The organism is Pseudomonas sp. NPDC090201 (assembly GCF_044746825.1).
GTDB classification, from domain to species: domain Bacteria; phylum Pseudomonadota; class Gammaproteobacteria; order Pseudomonadales; family Pseudomonadaceae; genus Aquipseudomonas; species Aquipseudomonas putida_AD.
Genome location: NZ_JBIVCX010000002.1, coordinates 647,671 through 663,242 on the forward strand (window position 1 = coordinate 647,671; position 15,572 = coordinate 663,242).

Genomic DNA, 15,572 nt, shown 5'->3' on the forward strand with positions numbered 1-15,572 from the left:
CATGTGGGACTACGTGCAAAATCTGTCGTTCTGGGACTGGCTCGGGCTGGGCACCGTCCTGCTGATCCTGGAAGTGTTCGGTGCAGGCGGTTATCTGCTCTGGATTGGCGTGGCCGCGGCGGGCGTCGGAATTCTCACCTACATCATCCCGGCAATGAGCTGGGAGGTGCAGTTCCTGCTGTTCGCCGTGCTGTCGGTGCTGACCGCGCTGTACTGGTGGCGACGCCAGCGCAGCGTGTTGCGCAAGTCCGACCAGCCAGGTTTGAACATGCGCGGCTCCGAGCTGATCGGCCGCACTTTCACTGTTCACGACGCCATCGTCGGCGGTCGCGGCAAGATCAAGGTGGGCGATGGCGTATGGATGGTCGTAGGGCCGGATACCGCCGTGGGCATGCAGGTCAAGGTGATCGCCCAGGACGGCGCGATCCTCAAAGTGGAAGCAGTATGAGTGGGGCGAAATGGAACTACATCGACCTTGGGCGTATCAAATCATTTCAGAACAACCAAAGTCGGAGTAACCCGTCATGCGTCTTAAACTTGCTGTAGCCACGTTAGCCCTGCTCTCCCTGCCGGTCGGTTCAGCCATGGCTGACGGCTTTCTGCGAGACATCATTTCGTCCGGCGCCACCACTGGCTCGACGTACCTCACGTTCCGCCACCACAAGCTGATCGTTGCGGCTCAGGATGACGCCGGTAGCTTCGTCGCCAGCGATGGCGCAATCCGTGGCCCATACCTGGAAGCAGCGCTGGACCAGGTACGCAAGGACAACCCAGGCCTGAACGCCTCGGACATGGACCTGGCCAACGCGATTCTGGCGAAGAATCTCGTTGCTGAAGAGTAACGTTTTTTAACGCCTACACCCTTCGTAGCAGTCCGGCTTGCCGGCGTCGGCGATCTCAACATCGCTGTCGCCGGCAAGCCGGACTGCTACGTGGGTTAAGCCCAGGTACTACCGGTAATCATCCACCGGCACACAGGCGCAGAACAGGTTTCGATCCCCGTAGACATTGTCGACCCGATTCACCGCTGGCCAGTACTTGTGCTGACGCGTGTGCGCAGTCGGCGTGATCGCCTCGGCAAGGGTGTAGGGCCTGTCCCAGCCATTGATGACATCTTCCAGGGTATGCGGCGCACGCTTGAGCGGGTTGTCTTCGGCTGGCCAGACGCCCTTCTGCACCTGAGTGATCTCCGCACGAATGCTCAGCATTGCCTCGATGAAGCGATCCAGTTCGGCCTTGGATTCGCTCTCCGTGGGTTCGATCATCAGCGTCCCCGGCACCGGAAACGACATGGTTGGGGCGTGAAACCCGTAGTCCATCAGACGCTTGGCGACATCCTCCTCACTGATGCCGGTGTCGGCCTTGATCGGACGCAAGTCGATGATGCACTCATGGGCCACGCGATCATTGCGCCCGGTATAAAGCACAGGAAACGCGCCGGTGAGCTGCTGCGCCAGGTAGTTCGCGGAAAGAATCGCCACTTCACTGGCATCGGCCAGTTGCGGCCCCATCATCGCGATGTACATCCAACTGATCGGCAAGATACTCGCACTGCCCCAAGGCGCGGCACTGACCGCTGTGTTCTGCGCGTTGGGCCCCTCCAGCGGGATCACCGGATGGTTGGCCACGAACGGCGCCAGGTGCGCCCTCACCCCGATCGGCCCCATCCCCGGCCCGCCGCCGCCATGGGGGATGCAAAAGGTCTTGTGCAGGTTCATGTGCGAGACATCCGCGCCGATGTCCGCAGGCCTGGCCAGACCGACTTGCGCGTTGAGATTCGCGCCGTCCATGTACACCTGCCCGCCGTGCTTGTGGATAACCTCGCAGATATCACGCATGCCTTCCTCGTAAACACCGTGGGTCGAGGGATAGGTCGCCATCAGGCAGGACAGCTTGTCCCCGGCCTCCTGGGCCTTGGCTTTCAGGTCCTCCAGATCGACGTTACCGGCATCGTCACACTCGACGATCACCACCCGCATGCCCGCCATCTGCGCCGACGCCGGGTTGGTGCCGTGGGCCGATGACGGAATCAGGCAGATGTCCCGCTGCCCCTGCTTGCGGCTCTCATGGTACTTGTGAATCGCCAATAGCCCCGCGTATTCGCCCTGAGCGCCGGAGTTGGGTTGCATGCAGATCGCATCGAACCCTGTGATCGCGCACAACCAGGATTCCAGCTCATCGATCATCGCCTTGTAGCCCGTGGCCTGCTCCACCGGCGCGAAAGGATGCAGGTTGGCGAATGCAGGCCAGGTGATGGGGATCATTTCACTGGTGGCGTTGAGCTTCATGGTGCAGGAGCCCAGCGGGATCATCGACTGGTTGAGGGCCAGATCCTTGTTTTCCAGTTGCTTGAGGTAGCGCAGCATCTCGGTTTCGCTGTGATGGGCGCTGAACACCGGGTGAGTCAGATAAGGCGAAGTGCGCGCAAGGTTGGGGGGAATGCCGTCGCCCAGCGCCTCGGCATCAAGATCGGCGACGTTCAGCCCATGATCGGCGCCGCAGAAGATATCCAGCAGCTTATCCACCGTGTGCTCATCGCAGCTTTCGTCCAGGCTCACGCCCAGCCTGCCGTCGCCAAGAATCCGCAGGTTGAAGCACGCCGCGCTGGCACTTTCCAGAATCGCCGTCTGCGCGCCGCCAACGTCCAGCGTCAGGGTGTCGAAGAAGTGCTGGTTGAGCCGCTTCACGCCCTTGCGTTCAAGGCCTGCGGCGAGAATGGCGGTCAGACGATGCACCCGCTGTGCGATGCGTTTCAGGCCTTCGGGGCCGTGGTACACCGCATAAAAACTGGCGATATTGGCCAGCAGCACCTGCGCGGTACAGATGTTGGAGTTGGCCTTCTCGCGACGGATATGTTGCTCGCGGGTCTGCAGGGCCATGCGCAGCGCGACATTGCCCCGTGCATCCTTGGAGACGCCGATGATGCGCCCCGGAATCCCCCGCTTGAACTCCTCCCGACAGGCAAAATAGGCTGCATGAGGCCCGCCGTAGCCCATGGGCACCCCGAAGCGCTGCGAAGAGCCAAACACCACATCGGCGCCCATTTCACCGGGCGGCGTCAGCAGCAACAGGCTCAACAGGTCCGCCGCCACGCAGGCCAGCGCCTGTTGCACGTGCAATTGTTCGATCAAGGGCTTGAGGTCGCGGATCTCGCCGTGAGTGTCGGGGTATTGCAGCAGCGCGCCGAACACCTGGTAGCTCGCAAGGTTATCCACAGCATCGACCACCAGTTCGAAACCGAAGCCTTCGGCGCGGGTTTGCACCACGGACAGGGTCTGGGGATGGCAGTTTTCGTCGACGAAGAAGGTGTTGCTTTTCGATTTCGAGATGCGCCGGGACAGCGCCATGGCTTCGGCTGCGGCCGTGGCTTCATCGAGCAGGGAGGCGTTGGCCATGGCCAGGCCCGTGAGGTCGATGGTCATCTGCTGGAAATTGAGCAGTGCCTCGAGCCGGCCCTGGGCGATTTCAGGCTGATAAGGCGTGTAGGCGGTGTACCAGCCAGGATTTTCCAACACGTTGCGCAGGATGACGTTAGGCGTGAGGGTGCCGTGGTAGCCCATGCCGATGAGGCTGGTCCAGATCTGGTTGCGCTCGGCGTGGGCCTTGAGTTTGGCCAGGGCGGCTTCTTCGCTCAAGGCGGCAGGCAAGTCCAGTGCGCGATTGAAACGGATGGCCGGCGGCACCGTTTGTTCGATCAATTCGGTTCGGCTGGCAACGCCAAGGGCGTCGAGCATGGCCTGCTGCTCGGCGGCATCGGGGCCAAGGTGGCGACGCAGAAAGCTGTTGGGGTCGTGTAACTGGCCAAGGGATGGCGACGTAGACATGACGGCCTCTCTCTTTTTGGACGACTAAAGCCGCAACGGGCAGAGCTTTAGAGTCTAGAAAGGGATTGGCGGTTGTGTGGAGAAAAGTCCAACGCCGTGATTACACCGTAGGAGCGCGCTTGCCCGCGAAGGCGGTATGCCAGATATCCTGTGATGGCCTGACACACCGCAGTCGCGGGCAAGCGCGCTCCTACAAGAGCACGGCTTATTCGCCGATGGCGGCCTTGTAGCCGGCAGCGTCCAGCAGTTTGTTCAGGTCCGCCTGGGCATTGGCTGGCTTGAGCTTGAAGATCCAGGCGCCGTACGGGTCGCTGTTGAGCGACTCAGGGGAGCCGTCCAGTTCTTCGTTGACCGCGATGACTTCACCGGCAATCGGCGAATAGATGTCGGAAGCGGCTTTCACCGACTCAACGACGCCCGCCTGATCGCCTGCTGCGAAGGTCTTGCCGACTTCGGCCAGTTCAACGAACACCACGTCACCCAGCGCTTCCTGCGCGTGGTCACTGATACCCACGGTCACGGTGCCATCAGCTTCCAGACGCGCCCACTCGTGGCTTTCGGCAAAACGCAGGTCGGCGGGAATATTGCTCATATTTTTTATCCTCTATACATCATCAGGTCAGCGGAGAAACCCGCCAGGGATGGCTTGCAAAAACAAAGGTCAGATCAAGGCCTTGCCGTGGCGCACGAACGTCGGCTGAACCACTCGGACCGGGTACCACTTGCCGCGAATCTCCACCTCGGCACGGTCGCCAGTCGCCATCGGTACGCGCGCCAGCGCAATCGACTTGCTTAGCGTAGGAGAGAAACTACCACTGGTGATCTCTCCTTCGCCAACTTCCGCTATTCGGACGACCTGATGGGCGCGAAGAACACCACGTTCTTCCAGCACCAGCCCCACCAGCCTCGATTCCACGCCTTTGGCCTTTTCCGCCTCAAGCGCCTTGCGGCCGATGAAGTCGCGGTCCTCGGGCGTCCACGCCACGGTCCAGGCCATGTTGGAGATCAGCGGTGAAACCTGTTCGTCGATTTCCTGACCATAAAGGTTCATACCGGCTTCAAGGCGCAACGTGTCGCGGGCGCCGAGGCCGATCGGCGAGATGCCGGCGCCGACCATGTCGTTGAAAAAGCTGCAGGCCTGATCGCTCGGCAGGATGATTTCCAGTCCGTCTTCGCCGGTGTAGCCGGTGCGCGCGATGAACCAGTCGCCTTGCTGGCGACCTTCAAATGGCTTGAGGGTGTGGATAAGTTCGGCGCGGGCCTGGGTTACCAGCTCCGCGATCTTGTGCCGTGCGTGGGGGCCTTGAATGGCCAGCATCGCAAGTTCCGAACGGTGGGTCAGTTGCACATCGAAGCCGGCCAGGTGAGCGTTCATCCAGGCCATGTCCTTGGCACCGGTGGCGGCGTTGACCACTAGACGATAACCGTCTTCGGTCAGGTAGACGATCATGTCGTCGACAATACCGCCGCGGGTGTCGAGCATGGCGCTGTAGAGGGCGCGTCCCGTGCTTTGCAATCTGCCGACGTCGTTAGCCAGCAGATGTTGCAGCCAGGGCTTGGCGCCACTGCCCGACACATCGATGACATGCATGTGCGACACATCGAAAATCCCGCAATCGCGGCGCACCTGATGGTGTTCCTCGACCTGCGAGCCGTAGTGCAACGGCATATCCCAACCACCAAAATCGACCAGCTTCGCGCCGAGCGCGAGGTGCAAGTCGAATAGGGGCGTACGCTGTCCCATGGGGTTCCTCCTTCCGGGCTTGGCGAAGACGCAATCGGTCAGAACGCAGGCAAGTCCCCCGTGACTTGGGGTATGAAACCTTTGCGAACTTACAGAATTGTCTGACAGACCACGTCGATTGCGGCGCATTGTAGCCGCAAGGCTGTGACCCCGCACCTAGCCGATGGGTCTGGCCGAACGTCTGATTAGGCCAATTACCGGTAGTAAACCGACCAGAACCAACGTAAGCGCCGGCAAAGCGGCACGCGCCCACTCGCCTTCGCTGGTCATTTCAAAAATCCGCACCGCCAGTGTGTCCCAGCCAAACGGGCGCATCAGCAGGGTGGCGGGCATTTCCTTGAGCACATCGACGAACACCAGCAGCGCTGCGCTCAGGGTCCCCGGCACCAGCAGCGGCAGATAAATTTTGAAAAACAAACGTGGCCCACTGACACCAAGGCTGCGGGCAGCTTCCGGCAATGACGGGCGAATGCGCGCCAGGCTGCTTTCCAGCGGCCCGTAGGCCACGGCAATGAAGCGCACCAGATACGCCAGCACCAGGGCGGCAAGGCTGCCCAGCAGCAGCGGTTTGCCCGCCCCGCCCAGCCAGGTGGAAAGCGGCACCACCAGTTCACGATCCAGATAACTGAACGCGAGCATGATCGACACCGCCAGCACCGAGCCCGGCAACGCGTACCCGATATTGGCCAGGCTCACGCCCGAGCGGATGGCGCGGGTCGGTGCCAGGCGACGGGCGAACGCCAGGATCATCGCCACGCTCACGGTCACCAGCGCCGCGATCCCTCCAAGATACAGGGTGTGAACAATCAACCCGGTGTAGCGCTCATCCAGATCGAACCGCCCGCGCTGCCAGACCCAGACGATCAACTGCAGCAGCGGCACCACGAACGCGCAGGCGAACACCAGGCCACACCAGCCAGTGGCCGCCAGCGCCTTGATGCCCTTCAGGTGATACAGCGCCTTGACCCTGGGTCGCTCGTTACTCGGCCGGCTGGCGCCCCGCGCCCGTTGCTCGCCGTACAGCACCAGCATCACCGCGAGCAGCAGCAGGCTCGCCAGTTGCGCCGCGCTCGACAGGCTGAAGAAGCCGTACCAGGTCTTGTAGATCGCGGTGGTGAAGGTGTCGAAGTTGAACACCGACACGGCGCCGAAGTCGGCCAGGGTTTCCATCAACGCCAGTGCCACACCGGCGCCAATCGCAGGTCGCGCCATGGGCAATGCCACTCGCCAGAACGCCTGCCAGGGCGATTGCCCGAGAATTCGCGCCGCCTCCATCAGGCCCTTGCCCTGGGCGAGAAATGCAGTGCGTGCCAGCAGGTAGACGTAGGGATAGAACACCAGCACCAGAACGATGATCACGCCGCCGGTCGAACGCACCCGTGGCATGCGCAGACCGCTGCCGAACAACTCGCGCATCAGGGTTTGCACCGGGCCTGCGAAGTCCAGCAGGCCGACAAAGACGAAGGCCAGCACGTAGGCAGGAATGGCAAAGGGCAGCATCAGCGCCCAGTCGAGCCAGCGCCTGCCGGGAAACTCGCACAGGGCCGTCAGCCAGGCGAGGCTGACGCCCAACAGCGTGACGCCTACGCCCACGCCGAGCACCAACGTCAGGGTGTTGCCCAGCAGGCGCGGCATCTGGGTTTCCCACAGGTGGGACCAGATTTCGTGATCGATGGTCTGCCAGGAGAACAGCAACACGCTCAGCGGCAGAAACACCAGTGCGGCGATGGTGAAGACCAGGGGGTACCAGCGACGCTGGGCGGGATGGGCCAAGGGGGATATCTCAGATTTACCAGGACCTTTAGGAGCGCGCTTGCCCGCGACTGCGGTGTGTCATCTGAAGATGTAACGTCAGACACTCCGCCGTCGCGGGCAAGCGCGCTCCTACAGGCGTGTTCGTTAATTCCAGCCAGCGCGATCCATCATGCGGATGGCTTCGGCCTGGCGGCGGCCGGCGACTTCCACGGGGATGGTGTCGGCCTTGAACGACCCCCAGCTCGCGACCTCTTCCGACGGCGCGACGTTCGGGTTGGCCGGGAATTCCTGGTTGGTGCCGGAGAAAATGGCTTGTGCCTCAGGCCCGGTCATCCACTCCACCAGCGCCTTGGCGGCCTCCGGATGCGGTGCGTACTTGGTCAGGCCGATGCCCGAGAGGTTCACGTGCACCCCACGGTCCGACTGGTTGGGCCAGAACAGACGCACGGCCAGGTCCGGGTTCTGCTTGTGCAGACGGCCATAGTAGTAGGTGTTGACCACGCCGACGTCGCACTGCCCGGCGTTGATCGCCTCAAGCACGGCGATGTCATCGGAAAACACGTCGGTGGACAGGTTGTTGACCCAACCCTTGAGGATCTTCTCTGAAGCCTCGGCGCCGTGGGTTTCGATCAGCGTGGCGGTCAGCGACTGGTTGTAGACCTTCTTGGCGGTGCGCAGGCACAGGCGGCCTTCCCAGTGCTTGTCAGCCAGGGCCTCGTAGGTGGTCAGCTCTTCGGGTTTGACCCGGTCCGTGGAGTAGGCAATGGTCCGCGCGCGCAGGCTCAGGCCGGTCCAGCTGTGAGTGGAGGAGCGATATTGCGGCGGGATGTTGCTGTCGATCACAGGCGAGGTAAACGGCTGCAGGATGCCCATCTGTTCGGCCTGCCAGAGGTTGCCGGCGTCAACGGTGAGCAGCAGGTCGGCGGTCGCGTTCTGCCCTTCGGCCTTGATGCGCTGCATCAGCGGCGCTTCCTTGTCGGTGATGAACTTCACCTTCACGCCGGTCTTGGCGGTGTAGGCGTCGAATACGGGTTTGATCAGTTCATCGATACGGGAGGAATACACCACCACTTCGTCGGCAGCCTGGGCGGTATTGCCGAGCACGGCCAATGCCAGGGCAGCCAGAAGTCGCTTGCTCGCCTGCATGCTGAGGTCTCGTCTTTGCGGAATGAGGCGAAATGGTAGTGAATCTCATCAACGAAATCCGTGCGGAGCCGTTACGAGATGTTGCAAACCCTCAGATCTTGGCCAACTCCGGCAAATCCCCGGTCAAACCCAACGCCTGACGAACAAACATCGCCTTGGCCTCGGCCGACTGGTCCACCATTTTCAACCCGGTGTTACGCAGCCAGCGAACCGGCAGCGGATCGGCCTGGAACAGTCGCTCGAAGCCTTCCATCGCCGCCATCAACGCCAGGTTGTGCGGCATGCGGCGGCGTTCGTAGCGGCTCAACACCTTCTGATCGGCCAGGCGCTCGCCTCGCTCGGCGGCGTTGTGCAGCACTTCGGCCAGCACCGCAGCATCCAGGAAACCCAGGTTCACGCCCTGCCCCGCCAGCGGGTGGATGGTGTGCGCGGCATCACCGATCAGAGCCAGCCCTTCGGCCACATAGCGTTTGGCATGTCGCTGACGCAACGGCACACATACTCGCGGATCGGCTGAAACGACCTGTCCCAAAGTCCCCTCGAATGCCCTCTCCAGTTCCCGGCAGAAGGTCTCCTCATCCAGCGCCATCAAGCGCTCGGACTCAGCCGGGGTCACCGACCAGACAATCGAACACCAATGCTCGCCGTTACGCTCCAGCGGCAGGAATGCCAGCGGACCTTCATCGGTAAAGCGCTGCCAGGCAGTGCTGCGGTGGGATTGTGCCGTGCGAACGCTGGTCACGATGGCGTGGTGCATGTAGTCCCATTCGCGGGTCGCGGTGCCGGTCATGCGTCGCACGGTCGAATTGGCGCCGTCGGCCGCCACCACCAGCGGCGCGCGCAAGGTACGGCCATCGGCCAGGGTCAGCAGCCAGTCATCGCCGGAGCGGCGCATCTGCTCCAGCCGTGCGTTGGCCAAAAGGCCGATATCGCAATCGTGCAGACGCTCGATCAACGCATCCTGGACCACGCGGTTTTCCACGATATGCCCCAGCACCTGGGCGTGCACGCTGGACGCCGAGAAGTGCACCTTGCCCGTGCCGCTGCCGTCCCACACGTGCATCTCGCCGTACGGGCTGGCGCGTCGCGAGACGATGCCGTCCCAGACATTCAACCGTTCAAGGATGCGCTGGCTGGCCGCCGACAAGGCACTGACCCGCGGCTCGAAAGGCGCGTCCTGGTCGAAGGGTTTGACGCTCAACGGGCTGCCGTCGACCACCAGAATGTTCAACCCGCTGTTCTGAAGGGCCAGCGCAAGCGCGCTCCCGACCATTCCAGCCCCGACAATCAGCAGATCTGCGCGCGTTTCCATGCTTTAAATCGTTCTCGCGTGTGGCAAATGCCAGCAATGAAAAATAGAGTCAGACATCCGCTCGCGTCCCCAGCCCCATGGCCTGGCGGGCGAACCAGCTCTTGGCCGACGGCAGTAGGTCCAGGCCAAGCAGGCCGATGTTGCGGCCAGCGGTAATCACCGGCTGGCGGCTGCCAAACAGGCGGGTGACCTGATCGGAGAAACCGACGGTGAGCTTTTGATCCATGAACTGACGGTCGCGATAAGCCTGCAGGGTCGCCAGATCGCCGGGGCGCGCGTCGCTGGCGAGCAGCGCTTCGGCCAGCGACGCCGCATCGCGCAGTGACAGGTTGAAACCCTGCCCGGCAATCGGGTGCAGGCTATGAGCCGCGTTGCCGAGCACGACCAGATTGGAGCGCACCTGTTCCTGCGCCTGAATCAGCGACAGCGGGTAGGTATGACGCACACCCACCTGTTTCAGCGCACCCAGGCGATAGCCGAAGATGCCCTGTAATTCGTTGAGAAAACTGCGGTCGTCCAGTGACATCAGCCGTTGCACATCATTGCCGGTGCGGGTCCAGACCAGCGCGCAGCGGTTCTCCGGCAGGGGCAGCAATGCCATCGGGCCTTCATCGGTGAAGCGCTCGAACGCCTGTCCGCAATGAGCCTCGCCGGGGGTGATGTTGGCGATCAACGCACTCTGGTCATAGGGCGTGCTGTCGACCGCGATGCCCAGTTGCTCGCGCAGGCTGGAACGGCCACCGTCGGCCAGCACCGCCAGGTCGCATTCGATCTGGGTTTCGTCGTTCAAGGTCAGGCGATAGCCATCGGGCAGCGCCTGCATCTGTTTCACTTCCGCCGGCACGCGCCAACTGACCACATCCTTGTCCAGGCCCTGCCACAGGCATTGGCCCAGCCAGGCGTTTTCGACCACATAGCCCAGTGCTGGCACACCTTCTTCCATCGAAGACAACCGCGCCGCGCCGAAGCGGCCTTTGTCGGACACCTGAATCTGCAGGATCGGCTCGGCGCGACGGCTGATCTGCTGCCACAGGCCGAGCCGGTCGTAGATCTGCCGCGCGCCAAAAGACAGCGCAGAGGAACGCGCGTCGTAGCTCGGCTGATAACTGTCGCCGGGAGCGAAAGGCTCGATCATCACGATCTTCCAGCCCCGCGCCTTGGCACCTGCCTGCAACGCCAACGCCAGGCTGGCGCCAACCAGGCCGCCGCCGACGATGGCCAGATTGAAGCGGCTCATGCGACTTCCACCCGCGCAGCAGCCATCAGTTCCTCGATCTCGGCCACCGTCTTGGGCACACCGCCGGTCAGGATTTCACAGCCTTTTTTGGTCACCACGACATCGTCCTCGATTCGTACACCAATCCCGCGCCATTTCTTTGCGACGTTCTGGTTGTCCGGCGCCACGTAAATGCCAGGCTCGACCGTCAACGCCATGCCGACTTCCAGCACACGCCACTCGCCGCCGACCTTGTACTCGCCGACATCATGCACGTCCATACCCAGCCAGTGCCCGGCGCGATGCATATAGAAAGCTTTGTACGCTTCGCTGGCGATCAGTTCATCGACCTCGCCCTGTAGCAACCCAAGCTCCACAAGGCCCTGGGTGATGACCTGAACCGTCGCCTCGTGAGCCTGGTTCCAGTGGTTGCCCGGCTTGATCGCTGCGAACGCCGCTTCCTGGGACCTGAGCACCAGCTCGTAGATCGCCTTCTGCTCGGGAGAAAACCTGCCATTGACCGGAAAGGTCCGGGTGATATCGCTGGCGTAACAGTCGATCTCGCAGCCGGCGTCGATCAACACCAGGTCGCCATCCTTGAGCGGTGCGTCATTCTCCTGATAGTGCAGGATGCAGGCGTTGCGGCCCGAAGCGACGATGGAGCCGTAGGCCGGCATCTTTGCCCCGCCCTTGCGGAATTCGTAGTCGAGCTCGGCCTCCAGGCTGAACTCGTGAAGGCCCGCACGGCTGGCCTGCATCGCACGCACGTGGGCACGGGCAGAAATCTGCGCGGCCTCACGCATCACCTTCACTTCCGCGGCGGATTTATACAGGCGCATGTCGTGAAGCAGGTGATCCAGCGCAACGAATTCCTTGGGCGGCTGCGCACCCAGGTTCGCCTTGGAGCGAATGACGTTGATCCACTCCATCACATGGCGATCGAACTCGGGGTTGCTGCCCATGGACGAATACACCCGGTCGCGGCCTTCGATCAGGCCCGGCAGGATGTCGTCGATGTCGGTAATGGGGAATGCATCGTCGGCGCCGAAATCGCGGATGGCGCCGTCCTGTCCTGCGCGCAAACCGTCCCACAGCTCGCGCTCGGGGTTGCGTTCGCGACAGAAGAGCACGTACTCGCCGTATTCGCGCCCGGGAATCAGCACGATCACAGCCTCGGGCTCGGGAAAGCCGCTCAGGTACTGAAAGTCGCTGTCCTGACGGTACACATGTTCGACATCACGATTGCGAATGGCCACGGCAGCCGCCGGCAGAATGGCGATGCTGTTGGGCTCCATCTGCTCCATCAAGGCTTTGCGGCGACGGGCATATTCGGCTTTCGGGATATGGATCATGGGCAAGTACGGTCCTCCGGATGAGCGCTCCGGCCACTGACGCGCTCAGGCGCCAGCGACCGGTTCGCGGCAGTGGGCAATCAATGCAGGGAAGGTTTGGCTTCAGGTTCCGCTTTCTTGTTGAACTCGGTGAACAGCAGCAGCGGCGCGACGCGCAGGTATTCCATGACTTCCATGAAATCGCTCTCGCCGTCTTCGGACTCTTCCAGGGTGTCCTGGATTTGCGCGATGGCGGCCAGGTCTTGCAGGACGTCGCGGGCGTCTTCGCTCAGCGACTGACCGCCGACACGGGCGAAGCCGTTGAGAAAGCCCTGGCACCACTGGCCCATGGCGGCCGTACGGTCGGCCAGGGGTTCGTCGTCGCCGGGAAGCAGCAGCACGACAGCCATGTCATCGCCGGTCAGCTCGCCCTTGACCATCTCCTGCAGGCCGATCAGGGCCTGGCGAACGTTGGCTTCAGGTTCGGTTTCCAGCAGCAGAATCGCATCGGCGATCCACTCCTCGGCATCGAAGCCTGCGCCGGCGCAACTGCGGCCCAGCAACAGGCCGTGCAACTCGGCGGGGGAAACGGGGTGGCCTGCGCTGCTGAGCAGGGTCGCAAAACCGGTATACGGGGAATTCTGTTTAGGCATGGCAACTAGGCGCCAAGCGGCGCAATGTCTAGAATGGAGGCCTTGTATCGTAGCACCGGCAGACGCACCCAAGCTATCCAGGCGAATTTCGAGGCGATCCAGACGCCAGCACCTGCACCACTCATCTGAAAATAATCAGTGGAAAACAATGGAAGACAACGACCTGCATGCGCTGATGGCCCGACTGGAGTTATTGATCAATCGTGTCGAGCAACTAAAAAGTCAAAACGGACTCTTATTAGCTCAGGAAAAATCCTGGCGCGAGGAACGCGCTCACCTCATTGAAAAGAACGAAATCGCCCGGCAAAAGGTCGAGTCCATGATTTCGCGCCTCAAGGCCCTGGAGCAAGACTCATGAGTAATGGCAACAGCATCACCGTTCAAATTCTCGACAAAGAGTATTCGATCATCTGCCCTCAGGAGGAGCGCACCAACCTGGTCAGCGCCGCCCGCTACCTGGATGGCAAGATGCGCGAGATCCGCAGCAGCGGCAAAGTGATCGGCGCCGACCGCATTGCCGTGATGGCCGCCCTGAACATTACTCATGACCTGTTGCACAAACAGGAACTGCCGCAGACCCAGGCCAACGGCTCGACTCGCGAGCAGGTTCGCGACCTTCTCGAGCGTGTGGACCTGGTCCTTGCCACGGATTCGGATAAAGCACAAGGCTGATTGTTCGGACATGATTGGGTATACTTGCGACCGCTCCCTGGAGTGCTTGCCAGTCGGTCATGTCCCTGAGCCGATACGCACAACCACGGGGGTTGCACGTTGGGGTTGGTGTGCATGTCCGCTCGACGGAAAGCCTTAAAACCTCCTGCAATCTCCACCTTGAACTTTCGGGTTCAAGGGCTACACCGACAGCGGTTCGTCGGGGAGTCTCGAATTCTCTATCCATTGCCAGGCGCCCTGTCTGGCAATGGAGATCGTGATCGCACGGTCACTCCTTCAAATCGCACGGACCCGCCTGCATGACCTCTTCTGGCGCAGCCTCCCTGAACGATTCGTCCACCCTCTCCCGCCCTCAGTTACGCCGCGTTCTACGCAAGGCCCGCCGCGCGCTCAACCGCGCAGAACAGCGACGAGCGGCACAGGGCTTGTACCGGCAACTGGCGCAAAACCCGCTTTTTCGACGTTCCCGGCATGTTTCGCTGTACCTTCCGATGGACGGTGAAATCGACCCGCGCCTGCTGCTGCGTGAAGCACAACGGCGCGGAAAGGCGACCTATCTTCCGGTGCTCAGCGCCTGGCCACGGACCAAGATGGTGTTTCAGCGTGTGAGGCCCGGGGATAAATTTCGTCCCAATCGGTTTCGCATTCCCGAGCCGCACATCAACCCGCGCCAGCAGCGCAAGATCTGGGCGCTGGACCTGATTCTGATGCCATTGGTGGGTTTTGATGACCAGGGCGGCCGGCTGGGCATGGGCGGCGGATTCTACGACCGCAGCCTGGCGTATCAGGCACGCCGCAAGGCCTGGCAGAAGCCAGTGCTGCTGGGCATGGCCCATGAGTGTCAGAAAGTCGGAAAGCTGGCGGTTGCCAGTTGGGATGTACCGCTACAAGGAACAGTATCGGACAAGCGCTGGTATATGGCCTGACAGCTTGTAGGAGCGCGCTTGCCCACGATTGCGATGTGTCAGATATGGATTTGTAACTGACACACCGCCGTCGCGGGCAAGCGCGCTCCTACAAGCGGTGTGTCCGGGGGAGCTAGCGGCGATACGGCTGCTGTTGCTGGGTGATTTCAACCGGTGCATCGGTCTTGGCTGACCAGAGACTTTGCGCGTAACCGGTGGTGACAATGCCCAAGCCGAACAAAATGACCAAAATCCATAGTAAATCCGGCTTGCGTTGCATTGATTGCCCCCCTTTGGCAAATCAAAACCCGGCATCCACTGCCTCTGAAAATAGGGCCGCGTAGCGGTGTAGCGCTTGAAGTGGCGGCATTCTCCAACAACGTGACCCAACACGCAAATACTGGCGTCAACCGACTGTCGGTTTGTCACGAAAGCGTCGGACAACCTGTCCAAACCCCATTCAGGAGCATCAAAAATGGCCTATTGGCTGATGAAATCCGAGCCTGACGAGCTGTCCATCGCAGGCCTGAAAAAACTGGGCGAGGCCCGCTGGGATGGGGTCCGGAACTACCAGGCACGCAACTTCCTGCGCGCCATGGCGGTGGGCGACGAATTCTTCTTCTATCATTCGAGCTGCCCTGAACCGGGCATCGCGGGCATCGGCAAAATCGTCGAAGCCGCGTATCCCGACCCCACGGCGCTGGACAACACCAGCCACTACTTCGACGCCAAGGCCAGCCAGGACAAAAACCCCTGGAGCGCAATCAACGTCGCCTTCGTCGAGATTTTCCCCAAGGTGCTGGGCCTGGGCTACCTCAAACAACAGGCCGCCCTTGAGCAAATGCCCCTGGTGCAAAAAGGCAGCCGCCTTTCGGTCATGCCCGTCACGCCGGAAGAATGGGCTGCGGTGCTGGCCTTGCGCTGAAAAAATTCAACCGCCAACGACATCGCCCCGTAGCAGTCCGGCTTGCCGGCGTCAGCGATCAAAGGGCCGTCGACGCCGGCAAGCCGGAC

At 61.8% G+C, this 15,572-nt stretch carries 16 protein-coding genes and 1 other RNA gene; 7 read left to right on the forward strand and 10 right to left on the reverse strand.

The window, feature by feature from the left end:
• Window position 1 precedes the first annotated feature (1 nt).
• Entirely contained in the window at window positions 2-448 is a 447-nt protein-coding gene (locus ACIPOO_RS09070; protein WP_400606002.1) for an NfeD family protein, read from the forward strand.
• A gap of 76 nt (window positions 449-524) precedes the next feature.
• Window positions 525-842: a DUF2388 domain-containing protein gene (locus ACIPOO_RS09075; protein WP_274136770.1), complete on the forward strand. Its 318-nt coding sequence runs from the start codon at window positions 525-527 to the stop codon at window positions 840-842.
• Window positions 843-950: 108 nt separating this feature from the next.
• On the opposite strand, the gene gcvP is transcribed toward ACIPOO_RS09075, so the two are convergent.
• The 9 genes from gcvP to ACIPOO_RS09120 form a co-directional block, all read right to left on the reverse strand.
• Window positions 951-3,824: an aminomethyl-transferring glycine dehydrogenase gene (gene gcvP, locus ACIPOO_RS09080; protein WP_400606006.1), complete on the reverse strand. Its 2,874-nt coding sequence runs from the start codon at window positions 3,822-3,824 to the stop codon at window positions 951-953.
• 205 nt (window positions 3,825-4,029) lie between these two features.
• Window positions 4,030-4,416, reverse strand: coding sequence for a glycine cleavage system protein GcvH (gene gcvH, locus ACIPOO_RS09085; protein WP_400606009.1), 387 nt, complete (start codon window positions 4,414-4,416; stop codon window positions 4,030-4,032).
• A gap of 69 nt (window positions 4,417-4,485) precedes the next feature.
• Window positions 4,486-5,568, reverse strand: coding sequence for a glycine cleavage system aminomethyltransferase GcvT (gene gcvT, locus ACIPOO_RS09090; RefSeq protein ID WP_274132994.1), 1,083 nt, complete (start codon window positions 5,566-5,568; stop codon window positions 4,486-4,488).
• A gap of 156 nt (window positions 5,569-5,724) precedes the next feature.
• A complete protein-coding gene (locus tag ACIPOO_RS09095) occupies window positions 5,725-7,341 on the reverse strand; it encodes an ABC transporter permease (RefSeq protein WP_400606011.1) in 1,617 nt (538 codons plus the stop codon).
• A 126-nt stretch (window positions 7,342-7,467) separates the two neighbouring features.
• Complete coding sequence (locus ACIPOO_RS09100; RefSeq protein WP_400606014.1) at window positions 7,468-8,469, reverse strand: extracellular solute-binding protein; 1,002 nt, start codon at window positions 8,467-8,469, stop codon at window positions 7,468-7,470.
• 91 nt (window positions 8,470-8,560) lie between these two features.
• Window positions 8,561-9,781, reverse strand: coding sequence for a 2-octaprenyl-3-methyl-6-methoxy-1,4-benzoquinol hydroxylase (locus ACIPOO_RS09105; RefSeq protein WP_400606016.1), 1,221 nt, complete (start codon window positions 9,779-9,781; stop codon window positions 8,561-8,563).
• Between the two features lie 49 nt (window positions 9,782-9,830).
• Entirely contained in the window at window positions 9,831-11,018 is a 1,188-nt protein-coding gene (gene ubiH / locus ACIPOO_RS09110) for a 2-octaprenyl-6-methoxyphenyl hydroxylase (RefSeq protein ID WP_400606018.1), read from the reverse strand.
• Entirely contained in the window at window positions 11,015-12,349 is a 1,335-nt protein-coding gene (pepP, locus tag ACIPOO_RS09115; RefSeq protein ID WP_400606360.1) for a Xaa-Pro aminopeptidase, read from the reverse strand. Before pepP ends, ubiH begins: the two co-directional genes overlap by 4 nt.
• Window positions 12,350-12,429: 80 nt before the next feature.
• Complete coding sequence (locus ACIPOO_RS09120) at window positions 12,430-12,981, reverse strand: YecA family protein (RefSeq protein WP_274133004.1); 552 nt, start codon at window positions 12,979-12,981, stop codon at window positions 12,430-12,432.
• A 148-nt stretch (window positions 12,982-13,129) separates the two neighbouring features.
• Here ACIPOO_RS09120 and ACIPOO_RS09125 point away from each other — a divergent pair, with 148 nt between their 5' ends.
• The 4 genes from ACIPOO_RS09125 (at window position 13,130) to ACIPOO_RS09140 (ending at window position 14,579) form a co-directional block, all read left to right on the forward strand.
• On the forward strand, window positions 13,130-13,339 hold the full coding sequence (locus ACIPOO_RS09125; RefSeq protein ID WP_274133005.1) for a TIGR02449 family protein: 210 nt from the start codon (window positions 13,130-13,132) through the stop codon (window positions 13,337-13,339).
• The gene (locus ACIPOO_RS09130) at window positions 13,336-13,653 is read left to right on the forward strand and encodes a cell division protein ZapA (RefSeq protein ID WP_274133006.1); all 318 of its coding nucleotides are present in this window, start codon (window positions 13,336-13,338) and stop codon (window positions 13,651-13,653) included. Before ACIPOO_RS09125 ends, ACIPOO_RS09130 begins: the two co-directional genes overlap by 4 nt.
• Before the next feature lie 31 nt (window positions 13,654-13,684).
• A non-coding RNA gene (gene ssrS, locus ACIPOO_RS09135) (6S RNA) lies at window positions 13,685-13,863 on the forward strand.
• Window positions 13,864-13,952: 89 nt separating this feature from the next.
• Window positions 13,953-14,579, forward strand: a complete 627-nt coding sequence (locus tag ACIPOO_RS09140; protein WP_400606022.1) for a 5-formyltetrahydrofolate cyclo-ligase — start codon at window positions 13,953-13,955, stop codon at window positions 14,577-14,579.
• 112 nt (window positions 14,580-14,691) lie between these two features.
• On the opposite strand, the gene ACIPOO_RS09145 is transcribed toward ACIPOO_RS09140, so the two are convergent.
• Window positions 14,692-14,838, reverse strand: a complete 147-nt coding sequence (locus tag ACIPOO_RS09145) for a hypothetical protein (protein ID WP_274133007.1) — start codon at window positions 14,836-14,838, stop codon at window positions 14,692-14,694.
• Window positions 14,839-15,033: 195 nt separating this feature from the next.
• Between ACIPOO_RS09145 and ACIPOO_RS09150 the strand changes: the two genes are divergently transcribed.
• Entirely contained in the window at window positions 15,034-15,483 is a 450-nt protein-coding gene (locus ACIPOO_RS09150; RefSeq protein ID WP_400606024.1) for an EVE domain-containing protein, read from the forward strand.
• Window positions 15,484-15,572: the final 89 nt, after the last annotated feature.